Annotated in this window: 15 protein-coding genes and 2 pseudogenes; 8 read left to right on the top strand and 9 right to left on the bottom strand. The window is 69.3% G+C overall.

The features are described from left to right. Window positions 1–75: 75 nt before the first annotated feature. On the bottom strand, window positions 76–1,899 hold the full coding sequence (locus ABZ374_RS23570) for an ABC transporter ATP-binding protein (protein ID WP_360314113.1): 1,824 nt from the start codon (window positions 1,897–1,899) through the stop codon (window positions 76–78). A 418-nt stretch (window positions 1,900–2,317) separates the two neighbouring features. Between ABZ374_RS23570 and ABZ374_RS23565 the strand changes: the two genes are divergently transcribed. Together ABZ374_RS23565 and ABZ374_RS23560 are read left to right on the top strand one after the other, a co-directional pair. Further along, window positions 2,318–2,623, top strand: coding sequence for a DoxX family protein (locus tag ABZ374_RS23565; RefSeq protein WP_360314111.1), 306 nt, complete (start codon window positions 2,318–2,320; stop codon window positions 2,621–2,623). A gap of 305 nt (window positions 2,624–2,928) precedes the next feature. Further along, on the top strand, window positions 2,929–3,462 hold the full coding sequence (locus ABZ374_RS23560) for a hypothetical protein (protein ID WP_360314109.1): 534 nt from the start codon (window positions 2,929–2,931) through the stop codon (window positions 3,460–3,462). A gap of 206 nt (window positions 3,463–3,668) precedes the next feature. Here the strand turns inward: ABZ374_RS23560 and ABZ374_RS23555 are convergent, their stop codons facing one another. After that, a complete protein-coding gene (locus tag ABZ374_RS23555) occupies window positions 3,669–4,526 on the bottom strand; it encodes a helix-turn-helix transcriptional regulator (protein ID WP_360314107.1) in 858 nt (285 codons plus the stop codon). A gap of 133 nt (window positions 4,527–4,659) precedes the next feature. Between ABZ374_RS23555 and ABZ374_RS23550 the strand changes: the two genes are divergently transcribed. Continuing rightward, window positions 4,660–5,361, top strand: a complete 702-nt coding sequence (locus tag ABZ374_RS23550) for an SDR family NAD(P)-dependent oxidoreductase (protein ID WP_360314105.1) — start codon at window positions 4,660–4,662, stop codon at window positions 5,359–5,361. Window positions 5,362–5,911: 550 nt separating this feature from the next. Here the strand turns inward: ABZ374_RS23550 and ABZ374_RS23545 are convergent. Continuing rightward, window positions 5,912–6,859, bottom strand: a complete 948-nt coding sequence (locus ABZ374_RS23545; protein ID WP_360314289.1) for a chlorophyllase — start codon at window positions 6,857–6,859, stop codon at window positions 5,912–5,914. Window positions 6,860–7,023: 164 nt separating this feature from the next. Between ABZ374_RS23545 and ABZ374_RS23540 the strand changes: the two genes are divergently transcribed. The 4 genes and pseudogenes from ABZ374_RS23540 to ABZ374_RS23525 form a co-directional block, all read left to right on the top strand. Then, window positions 7,024–7,395, top strand: a complete 372-nt coding sequence (locus ABZ374_RS23540) for a MerR family transcriptional regulator (RefSeq protein WP_360314287.1) — start codon at window positions 7,024–7,026, stop codon at window positions 7,393–7,395. 568 nt (window positions 7,396–7,963) lie between these two features. Next, complete coding sequence (locus ABZ374_RS23535) at window positions 7,964–9,799, top strand: glycoside hydrolase family 15 protein (RefSeq protein ID WP_360314103.1); 1,836 nt, start codon at window positions 7,964–7,966, stop codon at window positions 9,797–9,799. A gap of 275 nt (window positions 9,800–10,074) precedes the next feature. After that, window positions 10,075–10,683 carry a nitroreductase family deazaflavin-dependent oxidoreductase gene (locus tag ABZ374_RS23530; protein WP_360314101.1) on the top strand — a complete coding sequence of 203 codons (609 nt, stop codon included), beginning with the start codon at window positions 10,075–10,077 and terminating at the stop codon, window positions 10,681–10,683. A 48-nt stretch (window positions 10,684–10,731) separates the two neighbouring features. Further along, window positions 10,732–10,878: pseudogene (locus ABZ374_RS23525) on the top strand (NADP-dependent oxidoreductase); the annotation flags it as partial. Between the two features lie 275 nt (window positions 10,879–11,153). Here the strand turns inward: ABZ374_RS23525 and ABZ374_RS23520 are convergent. The 4 genes from ABZ374_RS23520 to ABZ374_RS23505 all read right to left on the bottom strand — a co-directional run bounded on the left by ABZ374_RS23520 (window position 11,154) and on the right by ABZ374_RS23505 (window position 14,396). Continuing rightward, a complete protein-coding gene (locus ABZ374_RS23520) occupies window positions 11,154–11,306 on the bottom strand; it encodes a hypothetical protein (protein WP_360314301.1) in 153 nt (50 codons plus the stop codon). Between the two features lie 8 nt (window positions 11,307–11,314). After that, window positions 11,315–11,611, bottom strand: coding sequence for a hypothetical protein (locus ABZ374_RS23515; RefSeq protein WP_360314099.1), 297 nt, complete (start codon window positions 11,609–11,611; stop codon window positions 11,315–11,317). A 1,329-nt stretch (window positions 11,612–12,940) separates the two neighbouring features. After that, complete coding sequence (locus ABZ374_RS23510) at window positions 12,941–13,207, bottom strand: ester cyclase (protein ID WP_360314097.1); 267 nt, start codon at window positions 13,205–13,207, stop codon at window positions 12,941–12,943. A 16-nt stretch (window positions 13,208–13,223) separates the two neighbouring features. Beyond that, window positions 13,224–14,396, bottom strand: coding sequence for an MFS transporter (locus tag ABZ374_RS23505; RefSeq protein ID WP_360314285.1), 1,173 nt, complete (start codon window positions 14,394–14,396; stop codon window positions 13,224–13,226). 616 nt (window positions 14,397–15,012) lie between these two features. On the opposite strand from ABZ374_RS23505, the pseudogene ABZ374_RS23500 reads away from it, so the two are divergent. Further along, window positions 15,013–15,243: pseudogene (locus ABZ374_RS23500) on the top strand (DNA cytosine methyltransferase); the annotation flags it as partial. Window positions 15,244–15,552: 309 nt separating this feature from the next. On the opposite strand, the gene ABZ374_RS23495 reads toward ABZ374_RS23500, so the two are convergent. Further along, complete coding sequence (locus ABZ374_RS23495) at window positions 15,553–16,122, bottom strand: hypothetical protein (protein WP_360314299.1); 570 nt, start codon at window positions 16,120–16,122, stop codon at window positions 15,553–15,555. 313 nt (window positions 16,123–16,435) lie between these two features. Beyond that, window positions 16,436–17,428, bottom strand: coding sequence for a phosphotransferase (locus ABZ374_RS23490; protein WP_360314095.1), 993 nt, complete (start codon window positions 17,426–17,428; stop codon window positions 16,436–16,438). Window positions 17,429–17,969: the final 541 nt, after the last annotated feature.

The raw sequence follows: 17,969 nt of genomic DNA, 5'->3' as shown, positions 1-17,969 counted from the left end.
ATCACCCATTCGTGTCGAATCCGGTGACGCGACCTGGGAATCTCCGATCGGGTGATGGCGGCCGTGGCCGGCGGGTCACGGGGTGACGGTGTCCCGGTAGGCGTCGGCCTGGGTGCGGAAGAGGGTCGCGTAGTGGTCGCCCGCCCGCAGCAACGTCTCGTGACTGCCCTCCTCGATCACGCGGCCGGCCTGCAGGACGTAGATGCGGTCGGCATGGCGGACGCTGCGCAGCCGATGCGAGATCAGGACCACCGTGCGGCCGGCGAACAGCCGGCGCAGGCGGGTGAAGAGCTGCTCCTCGGCCTGGACGTCGAGGGCGGCGGTGGGTTCGTCGAGGATGACGAGGGGGGCGTCGCGATAGAAGGCTCGGGCCAGGGCCAGGCGTTGCCACTGCCCGCCGGACAGGTCCGCGCCTCCGGTGAACTCCTTGCCCAGCGGGGTGTGCAGGCTGTCCGGGAGTCCTTCGAGGAAGTCCAGTGCCCCGGCCTGCCGGGCCGCTTCCCGTGCTCGCCGGGGGTCGGCGGCGGCGTGGGGGCGGCCGAAGGCGATGTTGTCCAGGGCCGGGAGCCTGTAGCGGGTGAAGTCCTGGAAGACCACCGCGGTCCGCTCGCGATGGGCCGCGAGGTCCGTGACCGGTTCCCCGTCGTGCAGCAGCCGGCCGCCGTCCGGCGGGTGGAGCCCGGCCAGGAGATTGGCGAGCGTCGTCTTGCCCGAACCGTTCACCCCCACCAGGGCCACGACCTGCCCCGGCCGCAGCTCCAGACTCACCTCCCGCACCGCGGGGACACCCGCGCCGGGGTAGGTGTAGCTCAGGCGCTCGGCGCGCAACAGCCCCAGTTCCGTCCTCGTGGAAGGTTTCCGCCGTGATGTCGGCGCCGTCGCCGCGGTCGAGAAGTCGGAGGTGGGGATGGTGAAGCTGCTCAGATCGGTGAGGCGGAGCAGGTTCTCGCCGATACCGGTGAGCATGCCCGCGAACGCGTTGAGCCGTACCGAGAGCAGCCACACTCCCGCCACGGCCGCACCGGCCACGGGCACGGGCAGCAGGTGACGCACGGCCATCCACCACAAACCGCCGACCGCCAGGCAGGTCAACGTCGCTCCGGTGGCCTGGGCGGCCATCCGGCGCCGGGCGTGAGCCTTCAGCAGGGCCTCGGTGTCCCGGATCTCGCGCTCGTACTGGTCCTGCCAGCGCCCGGTCAGGACTCCCGCGAGGTCCAGGGCCCGGATCTCCCTGGCTTCGTTCCGGCCGGTGAGCAGACGTTCGAGGTACTCCCGCAGCCGCCGATTCTCCGACAGTCCGTGGTGCAGGTCGTGGTGGGCGCTGTGCTCGTTGCCGGCCGCCCTGATCGCGGGAAGGGCGCCGAGCAGCACGAGCGGGAGCAGCCACCACGCCATGACCACGAAGGCTCCGCCCACCGCCACCACGGTCAAGGCCGCCTGGAAGGCGGTGACGAGGAGGACGACGGCCATCGCGGGTTGGCGGCGCGAGGCGAACACCGCCCGCTGTAGCCGGTCGTGGAAGTCCGGCTCCTCGAATCGCGGCAGCTCGGCCGCCGCCGCGGCCTCCAGCACCATCCCCGCCACCAGGCGGTCCACTTTCACCGTCAGCACCGCCATCCGCGCCGCCCCGGACAACCGCAGGGCACCCACCGCGGCACCCGCCACCAGCAGCACGACGACGGCGGGCACCAGCACGGGCGACCGCCCGGCCGCCGCGGGACCGTGCGCCAGCACCGACCCGAGCACCGCCTGCACCACAACCAGCCCCCCGGCCATCGCGCCCGCCAGGAGAACCTGCACCAGGACCACATGGATCAGCGCCCGCCGATCGGCCAGCCAGGCAAGACGGACGGCGAACGCCGCCGAGGAGAACAGGACACCCACACGCCGTTCAGCCACCACCGACCCCTTCCCCAGGCTTCGCCGCCGATGCCCGGGCATCATTCTCGACGAACGCTCGCCCCTTTCGACCTCGGATCACCCGATCGGACGAGCCGCTCCGATTCCGATCGCAGTCCTCCCGATGCCCGGGCTGCGATTCCGGGCACACGGAGAACCGGCGCCGGCCCCGGCGAGGCACGGTGTGGGTGTCACTCGTCGTCGACGGCCATCCTGATCGGCTCCGCGCCGCATTCCGGGGAGTTCCAACGATCGGTGACGATGGAGCCTGGGGGCGCACGCCGTTGGCGTGGGCGCGGGTGCCCGCGTCGGAGCCCGATACACGGAACTGATGCCCCGTCGGGGATTGGTGCGTCGGGGGGATTTCGCGGGAACCGTTGGTGCGTTCGGGTGATTTCGCTCCGTCGCCGGCGCGGCGGTGGTCTTCGCGTATTCGGGGGCGCTGAAGGTGTCCCGGTCGAGGGAGAAGCTCCTCGAGATGGGGCAGACGGGGGCGGCCGTGTTCCCGCTGCCGTTGCTCCGGTTCGTCGCGGCCTGCGAGTTGCTCGGCGCGGTCGGCGTCGTCGTGCCGTGGCTGACGAACGCCGCGCCGGTGCTCACTCCGCTCGCCGCGGCGGGTTTCGTGCTGGTCATGGTCGGTGCCACGACGCCGACGACCCCTGACCACCCTGCTGAACGCGGCAACGGGCATGCGCGGCTGAGTCATTGCCCCCGATCCCCCTGACCTGTCGGCCGGTCCGCACGCCTGCGGGCCGGCCGTCGGGAGGAATCCGGGGTTCTGCAGGCAATCCTCGGCGGCTCCCCGCCTGCGGCACCGAAGGCAAACCATGTGGTCGTCACGTGGCCTGCTCCCCTCGGTCGATCAGACGTCAGGATTCCTCCGACCGCAGGGGTCTGGTGTCGTCGCGGGAATCCGGTGATCCGTCGATCACGTGATGCACGACGGCGAAGCCCCGTCCACGCTCTGCGGGCGGGATGGCAGGCGCCGATGACCGGACCGGCGCCGCGGTCGCTCTTGGGTAGGGGCCGGTGGCATTCGGCCTGTTCGGGGTCGAACAGGCAGTGGTTGAGGGTGCCCCAGTGCCGGTTCGGGAACGCGTCACGCAACAGGCGGACGACGGTGTGCGCGTCGGCGACGTGGCCTCGCAGGGCCCCGCCGGATGGGGCGGGTGGGGTGTCGAGGAGGGCGTTCACCCGATCCAGGCCCTCGTGGCGGCGGTCGGCTCCGGGACCGGCCGCGACGGCACCGCCCGTGACACGGGCGGTGAGGAACTCGGTCAGGCGGCCGGCCGCGGCGTCGGTGAGGTCGTTGTCGAACTCGCGGGCCCACGCCGGATCCGGCTGGGCGTAGCCGTGGAGGCGGTTGGCCAGGGCGCGGTGGGCGGCGTGTTCGAGTTGCAGGCCCAGGGCGATTTCGGCGTCGGGTTCGCGCGCGGCGAGCATGCTCATGGTGCGGCGGAACATGTGCGGCCTCACCGGGGACACCGGGATGGGTTCGAGGCCGGTGTGGTGGGCGGTGGTGTTGACGTGGGCGATGAACGCGTCGACGCGGTGGCCACCTGATACCAGGAGGGCTTGCTGCGCCCGACCGCTGTCACTCTCCGAAGTCGCGAATTCCGGAGCGGCAGGGGCGCGGCGTGAGGGGTACGGCGGCACGGTTCAAGACCGGCGAACTTCCGGTCGCCTTTCGCGTCGGCGTCCTTTGTGACGCATCGTTCGCGGGCGCCGGCGCGTTGGCGGCCGACGGGACGGCGTGCGCTCGCCGACTGTCATCCGGTGGTGCTGTCTTCGGTCATGACCTGGGTACCGATGACGTTGAGGAGCCTGAGCCGGTCGGCGGTGTCGCTGCCGGGAGCGGCGGTGTAGACGACGATGCGCAGATCGCTCCCGGGAGCGTTCAGTACGTCGCAGTCGAAGGTGAATGTGCCGACATCGGGGTGATGCACGGTCTTGGTGTCCGACTCGTGGACGCCCACGATGCCCGTGTCCCATAGGCGCGCGAACTCGGTGCTGACATCTCGCAAGTCCTTGATCAGGGAGCGCAGTCCCGAATCCGCGGAGTAGCGGGCGGTCGCTGCCCTGAGGTCGGCGACCACGGCTGCCTCGAAGCGCGCTTCCTGCTCGGGGGTGTGGCTGACCCGGCTCGACAGACCGGCGAAGTGCCGCCAGACGATGTTGCGTTCGCGTCCGCGAAGCGCTGATCCGTCCCCGAACAGGGCGGCACACAGCGGGTTCCACAGGATCAGATTCCAGGCGGCGTCATACACGCTCAGCGGTGAGCCCTCCAGTTGGTCGAGCAACCTGCGGACCCCGGGTGGGATGTGCGCCGACACCTGTCCGGGGCCCGCCACCGGCTGGCCGGCCAGGAGAAACAGGTATTCACGCTCGGCTGCCGACAGCCGCAGGGCGCGGGCCGGCGCGCTCAGCACCTGGACCGACGGGGAGGTAGCCCGGCTCTGTTCCAGGCGGGTGATGTAGTCCACCGACAGGCCGGCGAGTTGGGCCAGTTCCTCCCTGCGCAGTCCGGCGGCCCGACGTACCCCGCCGGCGGGAAGTCCGACCGTCGCGGGGGTGATCCGGTCCCGCCAACCGTGCAAGGCTCTGCCCAGCTCTCTGGATTCGCTCATCGTCCCAGTATCGCGACGCCGTGGCCGGCCGGCCTGGTACTGCCAGTCCACCGGCTGAAGCGGGCACTGCCTGTCGCTCTGCGATGCGCCGAAGGTGGAGGCGTACCCACGCCGCCGAGCAAGGAGTGAGCACATGACCACCACACTGATCACCGGAGCGAACAAGGGCCTCGGTTTCGAGACCGCACGCCGTCTGGTCGAGGCCGGGCACACCATCTACGTCGGGTGCCGCGACGCCCACCGGGGTCGCACCGCGGCCGCGACGCTCGGTGCCCGCTTCGTCCGACTCGACGTCACCGACGAGGACTCCGTCAAGGCTGCCGCCGCGTTCGTCCGGGCCGATGCCGATGGCCTCGACGTCCTGGTCAACAACGCCGGGATCGTCGGCGCGGGCAAGCTGGGCCGGGTCGGCGAGGTCACTGCGGCCGACATGATGACCACGTACGACACGAACGTCTTCGGCGTCGTGCGCGTCAGGCACGCCTTCCTGCCGCTGCTGGAAGCGAGCGACGCCCCAGTCGTGGTCAACGTCAGCAGCGGCCTGGGCTCCCTGGCGGCCTGCGCCGACCCCGACCGGGTGGAGTCCCAGGTGACGGTCCTGGACTACAACTCCTCCAAGACCGCGCTGGTCATGGTCACCGCGCAGTACGCCAAGGCTCTCCCCGCCATCCGGTTCAACGCCGTCGACCCCGGCTACACCGCCACCGACCTCAACGGCCACCGAGGCACCCAAAGCGTCGAGGAAGGAGCGGAGATCGTCGTCCGCATGGCCATGATCGGCGCCGACGGCCCCACCGGCGGCTTCTTCGACACGAACGGCCCGGTCGTCTGGTAGTGCCGCGACCGCCGATCCGGCCCATCTCGGAGCACTCAGGCCCCCGACGCCGACAAGCCGGACGATTTCAAACGGTGAGGCGCGGAAGTAGCGGCCCTTGTCCCGGTCTTCGACGCGCCACGGGGACGTCGCTCGCCGGCGGTTCGCGTCGCCACCAACGCGCGTCCCATACATCGCGAGTGGGGTACGCGAGGCGAGCCAGGCCGTGTCCGAAGGATGGGATGGTCGTTCGATGTGATGTGGATGTTCGTGGGGGCCGACCGATGGCCGGTAACGCAACAACCTGGTCTGGCGGGATCTGCCGGCGGAATGTCCGCCGTGGCATGCGTCCATACGGCGAGGTCGACCTGAACATGCCGCGCGCCTCGATCTCGCAGTGCGGCCATGGTGGAGGATGTGATCCGCTCGGCGAAAGCCCGGGTCAGGCGAGACTGCGCCACGTACGGCGGCGGTACCCGTCGGCGGAGGCGGCCCGCGCCATCGCCGTGAACATCGCGAACGCCACCTTCGCCGCCCGCAGCGCCCCGGAGGTGGTTCGTTTTGCGGAGTTTCACTTGGATTCGATCCGCCCCATGGGGGCGACGCTCTGCGACAAAGCGTTCTGCGCCGTCGTCCAGCCGGCGTCCTCGATGCCCAGCGCGTGGCGAAGGTAGGCCCGGGTGACCCGTTGGATCAGGGACACGCGCGCGGGGTTCTCGTCCGTTGTCTCCCGGACTTCGTAGCCGGCGATTCCGCCGAGGGAGTGTTCTGCCCCGAACAGGGTGAGCAGGCTCTTGCGCCCCGGGCTCAGGTGGTAGGGGTCGGCGAGCCACTCCGGCCCTCTGACGGACAGCGGTGACTCGTCCTTGTCTCCCGCGACCACGAGGGTCGGCGTGGTCATGTGTGCGAAGTCCGGTCGCTTCAACCACGGGAGGTTCTCGGCCGCGAAGGGGGTCAGGTCGGCTCCGCCCCTGCCGGCCGTGGCAAGCAACACGCCCGCCTTGATCCGCGGGTCGGACAGGTCTTCCGCCTTTTGGCTCACCGGATCGAGGACGCGCAGGCCCAGCAGATTGCCCGCCGTCTGGCCCCCGAAGGAGTGTCCGGCCGCGGCGATGCGGCTTCGATCCAGGCGCCCGCCGAGACCGGGAACGGCGGCCTCCAGCAGGTCGAGCCGGTCGAGGATGCGCTTCATGTCCTGGACGCGGAAGCGCCAGAGTCGCGGTGTGCGGGGATCGTCCTGGGGAAGACCCACGGTCCTGGAGTCGAGATGGGTGGGCTGAATCACCACGAAACCGTGAGCGGCCCAGAAGTCGACCAGGGGACCGTAGCCGTTCAAGGACGACCCGAAGCCGTGCGAGAAGACGATGATCGGCAGTTCGCTCCCCGTTGTCGGCGCGGAGATTCTCACCTGCAGGCCCTCGCCACGGCCCGGAGCTTCCAGTACCACCGGCTTCACCGAGACGATGGGGGCGGGGGCGGTGACGGCCACGTCGGTGGCCGGCGCGTGTGATGCGGTCATGGGCGGATCTTCCTTCGCATTTCCGATGGGGAAGCTGTCGAACAGGCTGGTCACGGTCTCGTCCTCCGTCTGGGCGGAGGGGGCGAGCCGTCGCGGGATACGCTAAGACCTGACGCTGACGTCAGAGGCAAGAAGTGTGGTCCGGCTCACATCGGAGAGACATGATGCGTATCGGTGGCCTCGCCACCAGGGCAGGAGTCAGCGTTCGGGCGCTGCGCTACTACGAGGAACGGAACCTGCTCGCCTCGGAACGCAGCCCCGGTGGTCAGCGGCAGTACCCGGACAGCGCGGTCGACCGTGTCCGGCTGATCCAGCAGTTGTACGCCGCCGGGTTGCCGAGCAAGTCGATCGCGGACCTGCTGCCGTGTGTCGTGAACGGCGAGGCCACGCCGGAGCTGCTCGACCGGCTTTCGGCGGAACGGGATCGCATCGACAGCCGGATCGGCGATCTGGTGAGCGCCCGGGACAGGCTCAGCACCGTCATGGCCGCCGCCACCGCGAACTGGCGAACAGGCGAACACTGCCGACCCCGGTAATCAGCATGCCGGGCTCCGCGACTGGGACGGAGATGCCCAGCAACCGATCGATTAATAAGCAAGATCGCTTGGCGGAGCTTCGCGGCCGGATCTGCGCCGGACCATGCCCATAAAACGGTGTCAGAAAGTTCCCCGGTCGCCGAGCCGGACAGCCGATGCACCCCGACGTCCTTGCGGGACTCATCAACGACATTGGCGTTCCCACCACCGCCGGCCGCACAGCCGCGATCCGACAACACGTACTGAAAATGCCCGCACCCGTCGTTGCCGGGGCCCTCGGCGACGACGAGCAGGCCGCAGTCGACGACGGCCGAGCCGCGCTCGACCAACTGCCGGAACGGCTCGTCGACGTTCCCACCCCGGCCGGCGCCATACCCCGTGAGATCGGCGTCCCGGCCACTGCGACCCTGCTACCGATCATCTCTGCTCACGAATGCGGTGAGCGAGGCGGCTGCCGAGTCCTGCGGCACGGGCTCCGTCAGGCCCCCGCCTCACGTGGCGGGCTAGCATGAAAAGCAAGGATTCATCTCCAGGCCCAGGCCCAGGCCACAGTGGCAGGGAGGCCGGTATGGCGTTCGACACGACTGGTTTCGAGCAGGCGGACGGCTCCCGTTACCTCCCGATTTCCGAGCACGGCCTGATCGGTGATCTTCGTACGACCGCCCTGGTCGGTACGAACGGCACCATCGACTGGTACTGCTGCCCGCGCTTCGATGCGCCCAGCGTCTTCGGGTCCATCCTCGACGCCGACCGGGGCGGGTCGTTCGAGTTGGCCGCCGAGGTCCCGACCCGCACCAGGCAGTTCTACTTCCCCGACACGAACGTGCTGATCACGCGGTTCTTCGCCACGGACGGGGTGGCGGAGATCCAGGACTTCATGCCCGTGGTCGACGAGTCGCGCGAGGCGGCCCGGCACCGGCTGATCCGGCGGGTGATCTGCGTCCGCGGAACCCTCCCGTTCAGGGCGCGGATCGCCCCTCGTTTCGGCTACGGCGCCGAAGCGCATACCACGCACCTCGAAGGCCACACGGCGGTGTTCCGCTCCCCGTCACTGACGCTCGCGCTGACCGCCACCGCACCCCTGGAGAGCGACGGCCTGGACGTGTGGTCGCACTTCAAGCTCCTTGAGGGCGAGTCCAACGTGTTCGCCCTCGACCAGATCGGCGACGGCGTCCCGGCCCGGTCGTGCCCACGCGCCGAGGCGCAGGAGCAGGCCGAGGCCACCGTCCGGTTCTGGCGCCACTGGCTCGCCGGTTCGCGCTACCACGGGCGGTGGCGGGAGATGGTGAACCGCTCCGCGCTGGTGCTGAAGCTGCTCACCTACGCGCCGACCGGTGCGATCGTCGCCGCACCGACCACGAGCCTGCCCGAGCAGATCGGCGGCGAGCGCAACTGGGACTACCGGTACGTCTGGGTCCGTGACGCCGCCTTCTGTGTCTACGCGATGCTGCGCCTGGGGTTCACCTCGGAGGCCGAGGCGTTCATGGGGTTCATCTCCGAGCGGGGCATCCTGCGGGGCACGGGGGAGAGCGGTCCATTGCAGATCATGTACGGCATCGACGGCCGCGTCGAGTTGCCCGAATACGAGCTCCCGCACCTGGAGGGATACCTCGGCTCCGCACCGGTCCGGGTGGGCAACGCCGCCACCGGCCAGCTCCAGTTGGACATCTACGGGGCGCTGATCGACTCGATCTACCTCTACGACAAGTGGGGGCAGCCGATCAGCAGTGACCGCTGGGACGAGGTCGGTGCCGTGGTGGACTGGCTGTGCGAGCACTGGGACCAGCCCGACGAAGGGGTGTGGGAGACCAGGGCGGGCCGGCGGAACTTCGTGTACTCGCGGCTGATGTGCTGGGTGGCGCTTGAGCGCGCGATGCGGATGGCGAACCGCCGCGGTCTGCCGGCGGACCTGCCCCGTTGGCGGGAGTCCCGGGACGCGATCTACCGGCAAATCATGCGGCGCGGCTGGTCGGCCGAGCGAGGGGCGTTCGTCCAGGGGCTGGACGACCACGTGCTGGACGCCTCGCTGCTGATGATGCCGATGGCCAAGTTCGTCTCGCCCACCGACCCCAAGTGGCTCTCCACCCTGGACGCGCTCACCACGGACCTGGTCTCCGACTCGCTGGTATACCGCTACGACCCCGCCGCCAGCCCGGACGGCCTGCACGGCCCCGAGGGCACCTTCTCGATCTGCTCCTTCTGGTACGTGGAGGCGCTGGCCCGCGCAGGCCGGCTGGAGGAGGCTCGGCTCGCCTTCGAGAAGATGCTCACCTACGCCAACCACCTCGGTCTGTTCGCAGAGGAGATCGGCCCGACCGGAGAACAGCTGGGCAACTTCCCCCAGGCCTTCACCCACCTCTCGCTGATCAGCGCCGCCTTCAACCTCGACCGCGCGCTGGGCTGACGCGGTATCACCGCCGGGACGGCGGTGCCCGGAGTTTGTCAGGCAGGAGAGGACCGGGTCGGCGATGTCGCACGGGGCGGGGGTGACGTCGCAGGGGGCAGTGGACAAGTCCATGTCCTCCTGAGCCGAGACGTCCCATGGCACCGAGAAGGCACACCGCAGAGGATTGGTCCTGCGGGTGGGCCGGCCGTGCGAATCACCCTGATCCGGTGATATCTCCTCATCCACCTGGTGGAAGGGATCACAGTGGCCCGCCTCCCGGCAGAAGGTCCTCCATGAGCACCGAACAGCGAGAGAGTCTCGAAGCGATCCTGCGGCAGTCAAGCCTTCCCGCCGCCGGCGACGTCGATGGGCAGCGGCGCTTGCGTCAATGCCGAGCGCAAGGCGGAACCGCTCCGTCCCTACAGTTCATCCTCCCAATGCACAATCCGGATCGTGAACGACAGGAGTTCGACATGAGTGAAGCACTCGACCGGAACGCGAGGATCATCGCAGAGTTCCGAGCGAACAAGGGCAGGGTCGGCGGGGTCTTCGAGGGCGCTCCGCTGGTCCTTGTCCATCACCGCGGCCGCAAGAGCGGGCAGGAGCACGTCAGCCCGACGATGTACCTGCCGCACGACACCGCGCCGGACATCGTCTACGTCTTCGCAACCAAGGGCGGAGCACCCACCAACCCGGATTGGTACCGCAACCTGACCGCCGCCGGTGAGGGCACCATCGAACGCGGCAGTGCGACCTACCAGGTGACCGTCCGCGACCTGAGCGGCGCCGAACGCGACCGCATCTACGCCGAGCAGGCGCGGCGTTACCCCGGCTTTGCCGAGTACGCACGTCAGACTGCCGGAATCCGCATCATTCCCGTGCTCGAACTCCGGCGGGCGTAGCCCACACCCCTGTCAGCTTCAGCGAGTCGGCTGAGAGAGATCGTGCCCATGGCGGTCAGGTACGACGAGTTCGGCGGCATTGACGTGTTGCGGGTCGACAAGGTGGAACGCCCGGTTCCCGGGGACGGGCAGGTCCTCGTATGGGTGAAAGCGGCCGGCATCAACCCCGGTGAGGCGGTCATCCGCACGGGGGCGACCTGGCATGTTTCGCCGTGTCCCGGACCGCGGCTGCGTCATGATTACGGCAAGCGATTCATACCCGAGATCATGCTCGGCCCCGCCGCCGGCGCCGACTGGGTGCCGGGGAACGTGCGGTGGCAGGTCTGCTCGATGCATCCGGCGTCGCCGACAGACTCCGCCGGCAGGGTCAACGTCACGCCGACCGCTCGCCACCGGCCGCGGCCGGACCGCGATTGTGCACCTGCGGGCCCAACGCGAAGGCCATGTCCTGCTGTTGGGCGCCGTGACGTTCACTGCGCGATGCACACCAGGCTCCTGACCAGCGCTGCCGAGCGCCGGCGCAAGAAGGAGGCGTCGTGACCACACGCATCGTCCTGCACGTTGAGCGTCATGTTCGCCGCGTCCGACCACACGATGCGGATCTCCGGGTGGCGCTTCTCCACCTTGAGAATCAGGTGCCGGAGTTGTCGACGAACCCCAGGATATCGAGGTATTCGATTTTAGGCGGGACGCCGTAGATTTCCGTCACCTTTTCGACGATCTCCTCCGTAAAGAAGGCCCGGGCTTTCTCCTCGTCATCCCACACGTAGAAGTTCCTTGCCTGAACGCCGTCTTCGTCGAGCGTGAAGCTCTTGAAGCGAAGGCCGGCCATGCCTTCGAACGGCCCTCGGAGTTCGTCGGCAATCCTTGCGAGGGTTGAACGATCGAACTTGTCGGTCTGTGTGAAAGTCACGAGCACGCCGATCATCGGGCCTCCTCATCGATTGGGTGAAACGGTTGATCGAGTGATGCTAGCGGCGGATCCTAGTACACGCGGCCGGAAGTTCCAGTCGTTAAGCCGCGAGTGTCGGCGAACTCGAACAAATCATCCCCGGATGGCCGCAGGCAGCCGGGTGGTGCCGGCGGTCGGCTGGCAACTGGGCGAACATCGACCGATGTTGGACGGTCTTGAAGATCCCCCGGAACCGAGCGTTGGCCCGACCTCGACCGGACACGTGGCGGCGTCCTCAAGCAGGCCCGGCAGGCCGTCGGACACCGCCGCCGAGGGCGGTTGGCACGGCGGATCGGGTGAACACACGACCCCGGTCCGGCGCGGCACCCCGGCCGGGTGGTCGGGCGGGCGCGATCGTGGGCCGGGTCGCGGAGTGTTCGCGTGTGGGCCCGAACGTCCCCGTCGACACGTCGCGGCCGGCCGCCCCGCCCCTCGGGCACCGGCCGCGCCCTGCGCCCCCACCCGGGCCGAGCACCGTCGCCACCACCCTCTCGACCCGCCTGGGGCAGTCCGCTCGGCCGGGTTCGGACAGGGATCGTCCCGAAGGCGGGCGTTTCGCGCGTACGGGTTGTCCGGGCGGGTCATCATTGCGCATCCCGGGCGCGGATCGCCGCGCCTGCGGCGAGGGTGAGCGAGGCAGTCGCCGGATGGCGTCGTCGGTACGGGAACCGTGCGTGAGGCTGAACACGAGCCCGAGGAACTCTCCGCGCGCCACAAGGAGTTGGAGACGAAACTCGCCGAGGTGGGGCGCCGACCGGACGCCCGCCGCCAAGCGGTCACCCACCTTGCCCTGATCCGCCCCCTGGCCACCCCACCCCGGCCGGGAAAGGCTCGCCGTCGGGGGCCTGGCCCACGACGACCTCGTCGTCACCGGAGACCTCCCTCGAGGCGTAGACGGTGTTGGACGGCGCCGGCGCCGAGCATCCCGAACTCCAAGATCGCGCGCGGGGAGGCGACGATGACCGTGTTGGAGACCATCGAACGGATCGCGGACGCGCTGCGCATTCCCGGTGCCCTTCCGGGGCCCGGCCCGCCCGGTCATCGCGCGGCCGACGGACGACTCGTCCTCGCGGTCGACATCAGCCCGTGGCTCCGGCCGGACGCGGACACCAGCCCGGGCCGGACGTTCCGCCACGCGTTCGGCGGGGCGGTCTTCGAGAGCCCTTCGCTCCTGGGCGTCCGACGGTGGGGAGGACGTCGCGAGGTCGTCGGAACCGCGCCACGGACGACGGGAAGCGGGCCCTGGCCGCCGGGATATGGCCGTGTGGTCGCGTGGCTCCGAAGCGACCGTGGCCGGAGCCGGCGCTACGGCGTGATCGCGCCGACCTGGCGGAGCATCGCGAGGTTGTCCCAGTTCCACCAGCCTTCCACGATCTTGCCGTCACGGAAATGGAAGTTCGTGATGCCGGTGAACGAGACGTTCTCGTTCGTCGGCGGTATGCCGCCGAAGTCGCCGATGTGCCTGCCCACCCAACTCCACCGGACCGCGACTTCGTCGCCGTCCGCCAGCGCGCTGTCCACGGTGAACTCGAAGTCGAACGCCGCCCGGTAGCAACTCGTGGAGACGATCACGCCACGCGGGCATCAATCAGGCAACCATCCGTAGTCCGCCAGGAGACGTCGGGTCGCCGTCCCCGTTGTTCCGTCCGTCGTCACGGCCGGGCGGAAGCCCGCCCCCGAGTAGCACCGCGCAGGCCCCGACGGTCAGCAGCCCGCCGGCGAGGAAGGCGCCCCGCACGTCGGCGAGCGGCAGGATCAGTGCCCCGAGCGCGGCGCCCGCCGCGATGCCGGCGTTGTAGGCACCGGAGTTCGCCGCGAGTGCGATATCCGTGCGGCCCGGCGCGCAATGCAACATCTCGTTCTGGGTCGTCATGAACACCGGCCCGAGCGCACCGCCCATCAGCGCCAAGAAGACCACCGCGGCCACCGGATCGGTGCCGGCCGCGTACAGGCCGAGCATGCCCACCGCCTGCGTGGCCACGGCTGTGGCCAACGCAGACCGCGGAAAGCGGTCCAGCAGTGCCCCGGTGATGCCCACCCCGGTCAGACACGCAACACCGAAGACCACGAACAGAATGCCAACCGTCCCTGGGGAGAACCCGCTCACGTCGCCCAGGAACTTCCCGATGTAGGTGAATCCCGCGAACGCCCCCGTGGCGGACAGGGCCCCGGCCACCAACACGGTCTTGAACCGGCGGGCGTCGGGACTGGTTCCGTAGGCGGCGCGCTCTTCTTCCGGACGCGACGTCGGCAGCAGAACGGCGATCGTCACCAAAGAAACGAGCCCCAGAGCCGCCAACACGGCGACGGGTACCTCCCAGCCGCCCTGCCGGCCCAGCCAGGTCCCGGCGGGAACACCGAGCACGAGGGCGAGCGAACCGGCGACGGACAGCGCCCCGACCACACGTCCACGGACCTCGGGCGCGAACAGGCCCACCGCGACCGGCCCCATCACGGCCCAGAACAACGCCTGGCCGAGCGCGGTCAGCAGTCGCGCCACAAGGAGCAGCCAATAGGAGGTCGCCAGGGCCGCAATGAGGCTGGACACAACGAGCGCGGCAAGCACTCCCGTGAGCACATGACGTCGAGGCACGGCCCGCACGAGGTGGGCGAGTGGCACGGACGCCACGGCCACCGTCACACCGTATCCGGTCACCAACAGACCGACTGCCGACACCGATACCGACAGGCTTTCGGAGATGAGTTCCAGGAGGCCGACCGGCAGATTCTCCGCAGTGTTGAAGGTGAAGGCGGCCAGCATCAGGGCCACGAGCACAGCCGGCCCCCGCCATGGAGCCGGTTGCCCCGCGACCACACGCTCTTCTTCTGCCCTCGCCCGCTGCTCCTGCTCCGTGGTATCTCCCATGGAGTTACCTCATCGGGCCCACCGGCACCACCGCAACCGAATTCATCCGACGTGTGTGCGTGGGCTCAAAGCATCAAGCGTGGCCTTCGGGGTCGTGGCCCGTGGCGGCAGTTGGCTCGATCAAAGGTCGTCTGGCCCCAACGGCCTCAGGCAGCTGACCGTCTCAATAACATGCCCGTTCCACGGAAACCAGCAATGGCGAGCGTTGCGCGACGAATCCCCGACAGGAGTGGGACGACGTCGTTGCATTCGACGCCGCCATACGCTCGGGCAACGCGCGCCCCACCGCCGAGGGCAGTCCGCTCCTCGGGCAGGCGTATCTGCACCGGTCCCTGCCACCGCTGTCGATCGCACCGATCGACCGGGTCACCGGACACGAGTGGCGCTCTCGGCAGGGCGACGTGTTCGGCGCTGTTGCCGACGCGGAACTCGAGTCCGGTGACCCGGACGGCTGCTCACCCTGGGCCTGCCGATCCGGCACCCCCGTTCAGGCCGACTACGGGAAGGCCGCATGATCCTGGACCTGTTCGCCGGACCGGGTGGCTGGAGCCAGGGACTGCGCGAACTCGGAGCGATCGATCTCGGGCTCGAATGGGACGAGTCGGCCTGCGCGACACGACTCGTCGCCGGACACGCGACGTTGCGCACGGACATCGCCGTCCACCCCGTCCGCCCCTTCGTGACCGCTGTGAGCGGGCTGATCGCCGGCCCTCCGTGCCAGGCATGGAGCACCACAGGCAAACGGTTGGGTCGGGTGCGTCGGGATGGCCGATCCTGCCGGCCACCACCATCGCGGACTCGGCCGTGTCCGGGCCCAGTTCGGTGCGGACCCACTCGAGGGCGGCCCGTGCTCCTTCGGTGCCCAGCCGTTTTCCCGCGTGCCGGCCAACCAGACGGCGAGGGCGGCGAACATGAAGGAGAGGATGTATCCGGCGTCATCCTTCTCGAGCGCGTCCGTGCCGGCGGTAACCGCCACGATCGAACGGATCGAGGACAGCCGCGACTTCGGGACAGTGTCATCGGGGTCGGCGCCAACGTCACTTGGCCGCGATCAGCGGCCGGCCTGCTCCGGGAAGAACTCGGTGTTGAGGACCGCGAGTGTGGCGGCGTTGGTGAGGCGGCAGATCGGGAGTTGGAGGGCGAATATGCCCTTGGCCGTCACGGCGTCGGCTCGGTCGACCGTCTTGAGCCGGCGGACGGGGAATACGTACTCGGCCACGTCGGGATCGTTCTCGTCTCCCTGGTGGCGGTAGCTTCCGACGAGCTGCTGTTCGGCCAGGCGGACCGAGCCGTCGCCCACCATCGCGTCCGCGAAGGGTGCTCGTTCTCCGCACACTTCGCCGATCCCGACGTACCCGACCTTGGGGATGTAGACGTTGATCCGATGACCCGGTTGCGGTCGACGCAGGCCCTGGGAGAACCACTTGCCGCCGCCGGCGGAGACGAACCCGAACGTGCGGGCGTCGTCCCAGGAGCGGGTGCCGCCTTCCTCGCCCAGTGCCGCATTGAGCGGCGTCGCCCGGTCACATTCGAGACCGTCGCGAAGCAGGCCGGAGTATCCCGGTCCAGGTCCATGCCCAGCCGGATCTGCGAGCAGAGATCGAGCGACTACGGGCAGCACACCGTCGGGAACCCATATCGCCGGTTCCCGCACGTCAGCGCACTTCGGATGCTTCGCTGCTGCGACGGCTCGAAGCCGCCTACGCGCGCATCCGGCGGCTCACCGAAGAGAACCAACAACTCCGCGAGCAACTCGCCCGTGCCCCTCGGCGAACAACGCGCCGCGACGACCCGTACCAACTCACCACGGGCAGGCGCAAGCAACCCTGTCGACGGTCACCCGGTGCCCCACCGCCGGCGTCAGCTTCCCCGCCCACCCGTTCGAGCTGATCGTGTCGAGTAGGCGGGTGCTCGGCGCGGCCCTGTGTATCCGGTTACGTCAACGGCAGGAGCGCCAGCGCCTTTTTCAGGTTGTGCTCAGCGATCCCCTGCATGAACGCCCGGTCGGGGAAGTCGCCGTCGAGGAGACGCAATGGACCGGCCACCAGCGACAGACGCATCGCGAGCATATAGAGGTCGAGGCGCTGCGGATCGAGGCCGGGCCGGGCCAGTGCGGGGTACCACTCGCCGAAGCGGAGCTGGAGGAAGACGTGCTCCCACTCGACGTCGAAGTACATCAGGCCCTCGATGTCGATCAGGACAGGGTGACCTTCGGCGTCGACCAGGACGTGGTCGGGTCCGAGTTCACCGTGGATCAGTCCGTATCGCGCGCGAGGGCTCACCCGATCAGCCAGTTCCTGCAGGCGGTCGCACAATGCCGTGCCGGCTGCCGCGATCCTGCCGTCACGCCTCGCCGCCTCCTCAAGGTCCCGCATGGCGCGGTCGAGGACCCGTCGCTCGCACGAGATCTCGGATGCGGAGCCGTCCCGCTCCAACAGGTCCACCCTGCCGTAGTGCTGGGCCTGGTGCCGGTGCATCACCTCAAGCATCTCAGCGAGGTCGCCCAGGGCTCCCGCGGCGCGCGTGGGATCGGTTTTGAAGAGTGCTTCGAGCGTGCCACCGGAGCCATCCTCGACCACGGCGACGTCCGCCGGATACCGGCGACGGCTGTCATCCGCCAGAAGCACCTGCGGAACCCGCACCCCGAGGCTGTTCAAGCTTCGCTGCGCGGTCAGGAACGGTACCAGCCCGGAGGCGGGTGCGAACGGGTCGGCCGGGTCGGCTTCGTGCGCGCCTGGCCAGAAGTTCTCAGCTTTGGCCCAGCTGTAGATGATCACACTCGCCGGGTGGCTTCCATCCAGGCGGACCCGGTACACCCCTTTCTTGCTTCCCCCGCGCAACCGGTCCACCGCGACAACGTGGCGTCCCGCTCCCAGTGCGTCACGCACGAGCCCCGACAGATCTTCGATGTCCGCGAAATGCCGCATCCGCAGAACCTACTGAAGAGGCCGCCGCGCGTGCCACTGGATACCTCTTCCGCAGCCTCCGACTGCCGACGTGGCCGACGCCCGGGAGACCCTCCGAGAGACCGTCGACGAGCAATCCCGCGTCGGTAACGATCGGCCCGTGCCGAAAGGCCCCCCAATGCCCTCACCAGCTACGTCACGGACAACGACCGCAACACAAACGCACAGGTCAACAGCCTGCCGGCTCAGCGGGTCCCAGCGGTTTGGATCTTCTGGGTCTGTCGGGGGCGTGCTCGGTGAGGTTGGTCCGGTGCCGACGACCGGAGGGGGCTTCTCGCTGGACGATACCGAGGCGGACCTGCGCGAGAATGAGCCCGACATGGACCGGATCCGTGCCGACCTCACCGCTGTGGCAGCCGTGGGGGATGCCGGCGGTGTGGAGCCTGACCGCCTGGCTGCGCGAGAACCCGTACGAGTCCGAGGACGGGCCCAGCCGTGCGGTGTATCCCGAGGTCTCGGAGTGGAACCGGCCGGTGGTGTGGATCGACGACGGGCGGATCGC

It is taken from the genome of Embleya sp. NPDC005971 (assembly GCF_040629175.1).
Classification (GTDB): domain Bacteria; phylum Actinomycetota; class Actinomycetes; order Streptomycetales; family Streptomycetaceae; genus Embleya.
Note: the sequence above shows the minus strand (reverse complement) of the source record. Positions and strands in the feature narration are given on the sequence as shown.

What these genes read in the sequence shown, in the direction of transcription:
- ABZ374_RS23550 (WP_360314105.1), top strand. Translation starts at nt 4,660, where the DNA reads ATGACCACCACACTGATCACCGGAGCGAACAAGGGCCTCGGTTTCGAG.
- ABZ374_RS23540 (WP_360314287.1), top strand. Translation starts at nt 7,024, where the DNA reads ATGCGTATCGGTGGCCTCGCCACCAGGGCAGGAGTCAGCGTTCGGGCG.
- ABZ374_RS23545 (WP_360314289.1), bottom strand. Translation starts at nt 6,859, where the DNA reads ATGACCGCATCACACGCGCCGGCCACCGACGTGGCCGTCACCGCCCCC.
- ABZ374_RS23490 (WP_360314095.1), bottom strand. Translation starts at nt 17,428, where the DNA reads ATGCGGCATTTCGCGGACATCGAAGATCTGTCGGGGCTCGTGCGTGAC.
- ABZ374_RS23535 (WP_360314103.1), top strand. Translation starts at nt 7,964, where the DNA reads ATGGCGTTCGACACGACTGGTTTCGAGCAGGCGGACGGCTCCCGTTAC.
- ABZ374_RS23515 (WP_360314099.1), bottom strand. Translation starts at nt 11,611, where the DNA reads ATGATCGGCGTGCTCGTGACTTTCACACAGACCGACAAGTTCGATCGT.
- ABZ374_RS23505 (WP_360314285.1), bottom strand. Translation starts at nt 14,396, where the DNA reads ATGCTGGCCGCCTTCACCTTCAACACTGCGGAGAATCTGCCGGTCGGC.
- ABZ374_RS23555 (WP_360314107.1), bottom strand. Translation starts at nt 4,526, where the DNA reads ATGAGCGAATCCAGAGAGCTGGGCAGAGCCTTGCACGGTTGGCGGGAC.
- ABZ374_RS23530 (WP_360314101.1), top strand. Translation starts at nt 10,075, where the DNA reads ATGAGCACCGAACAGCGAGAGAGTCTCGAAGCGATCCTGCGGCAGTCA.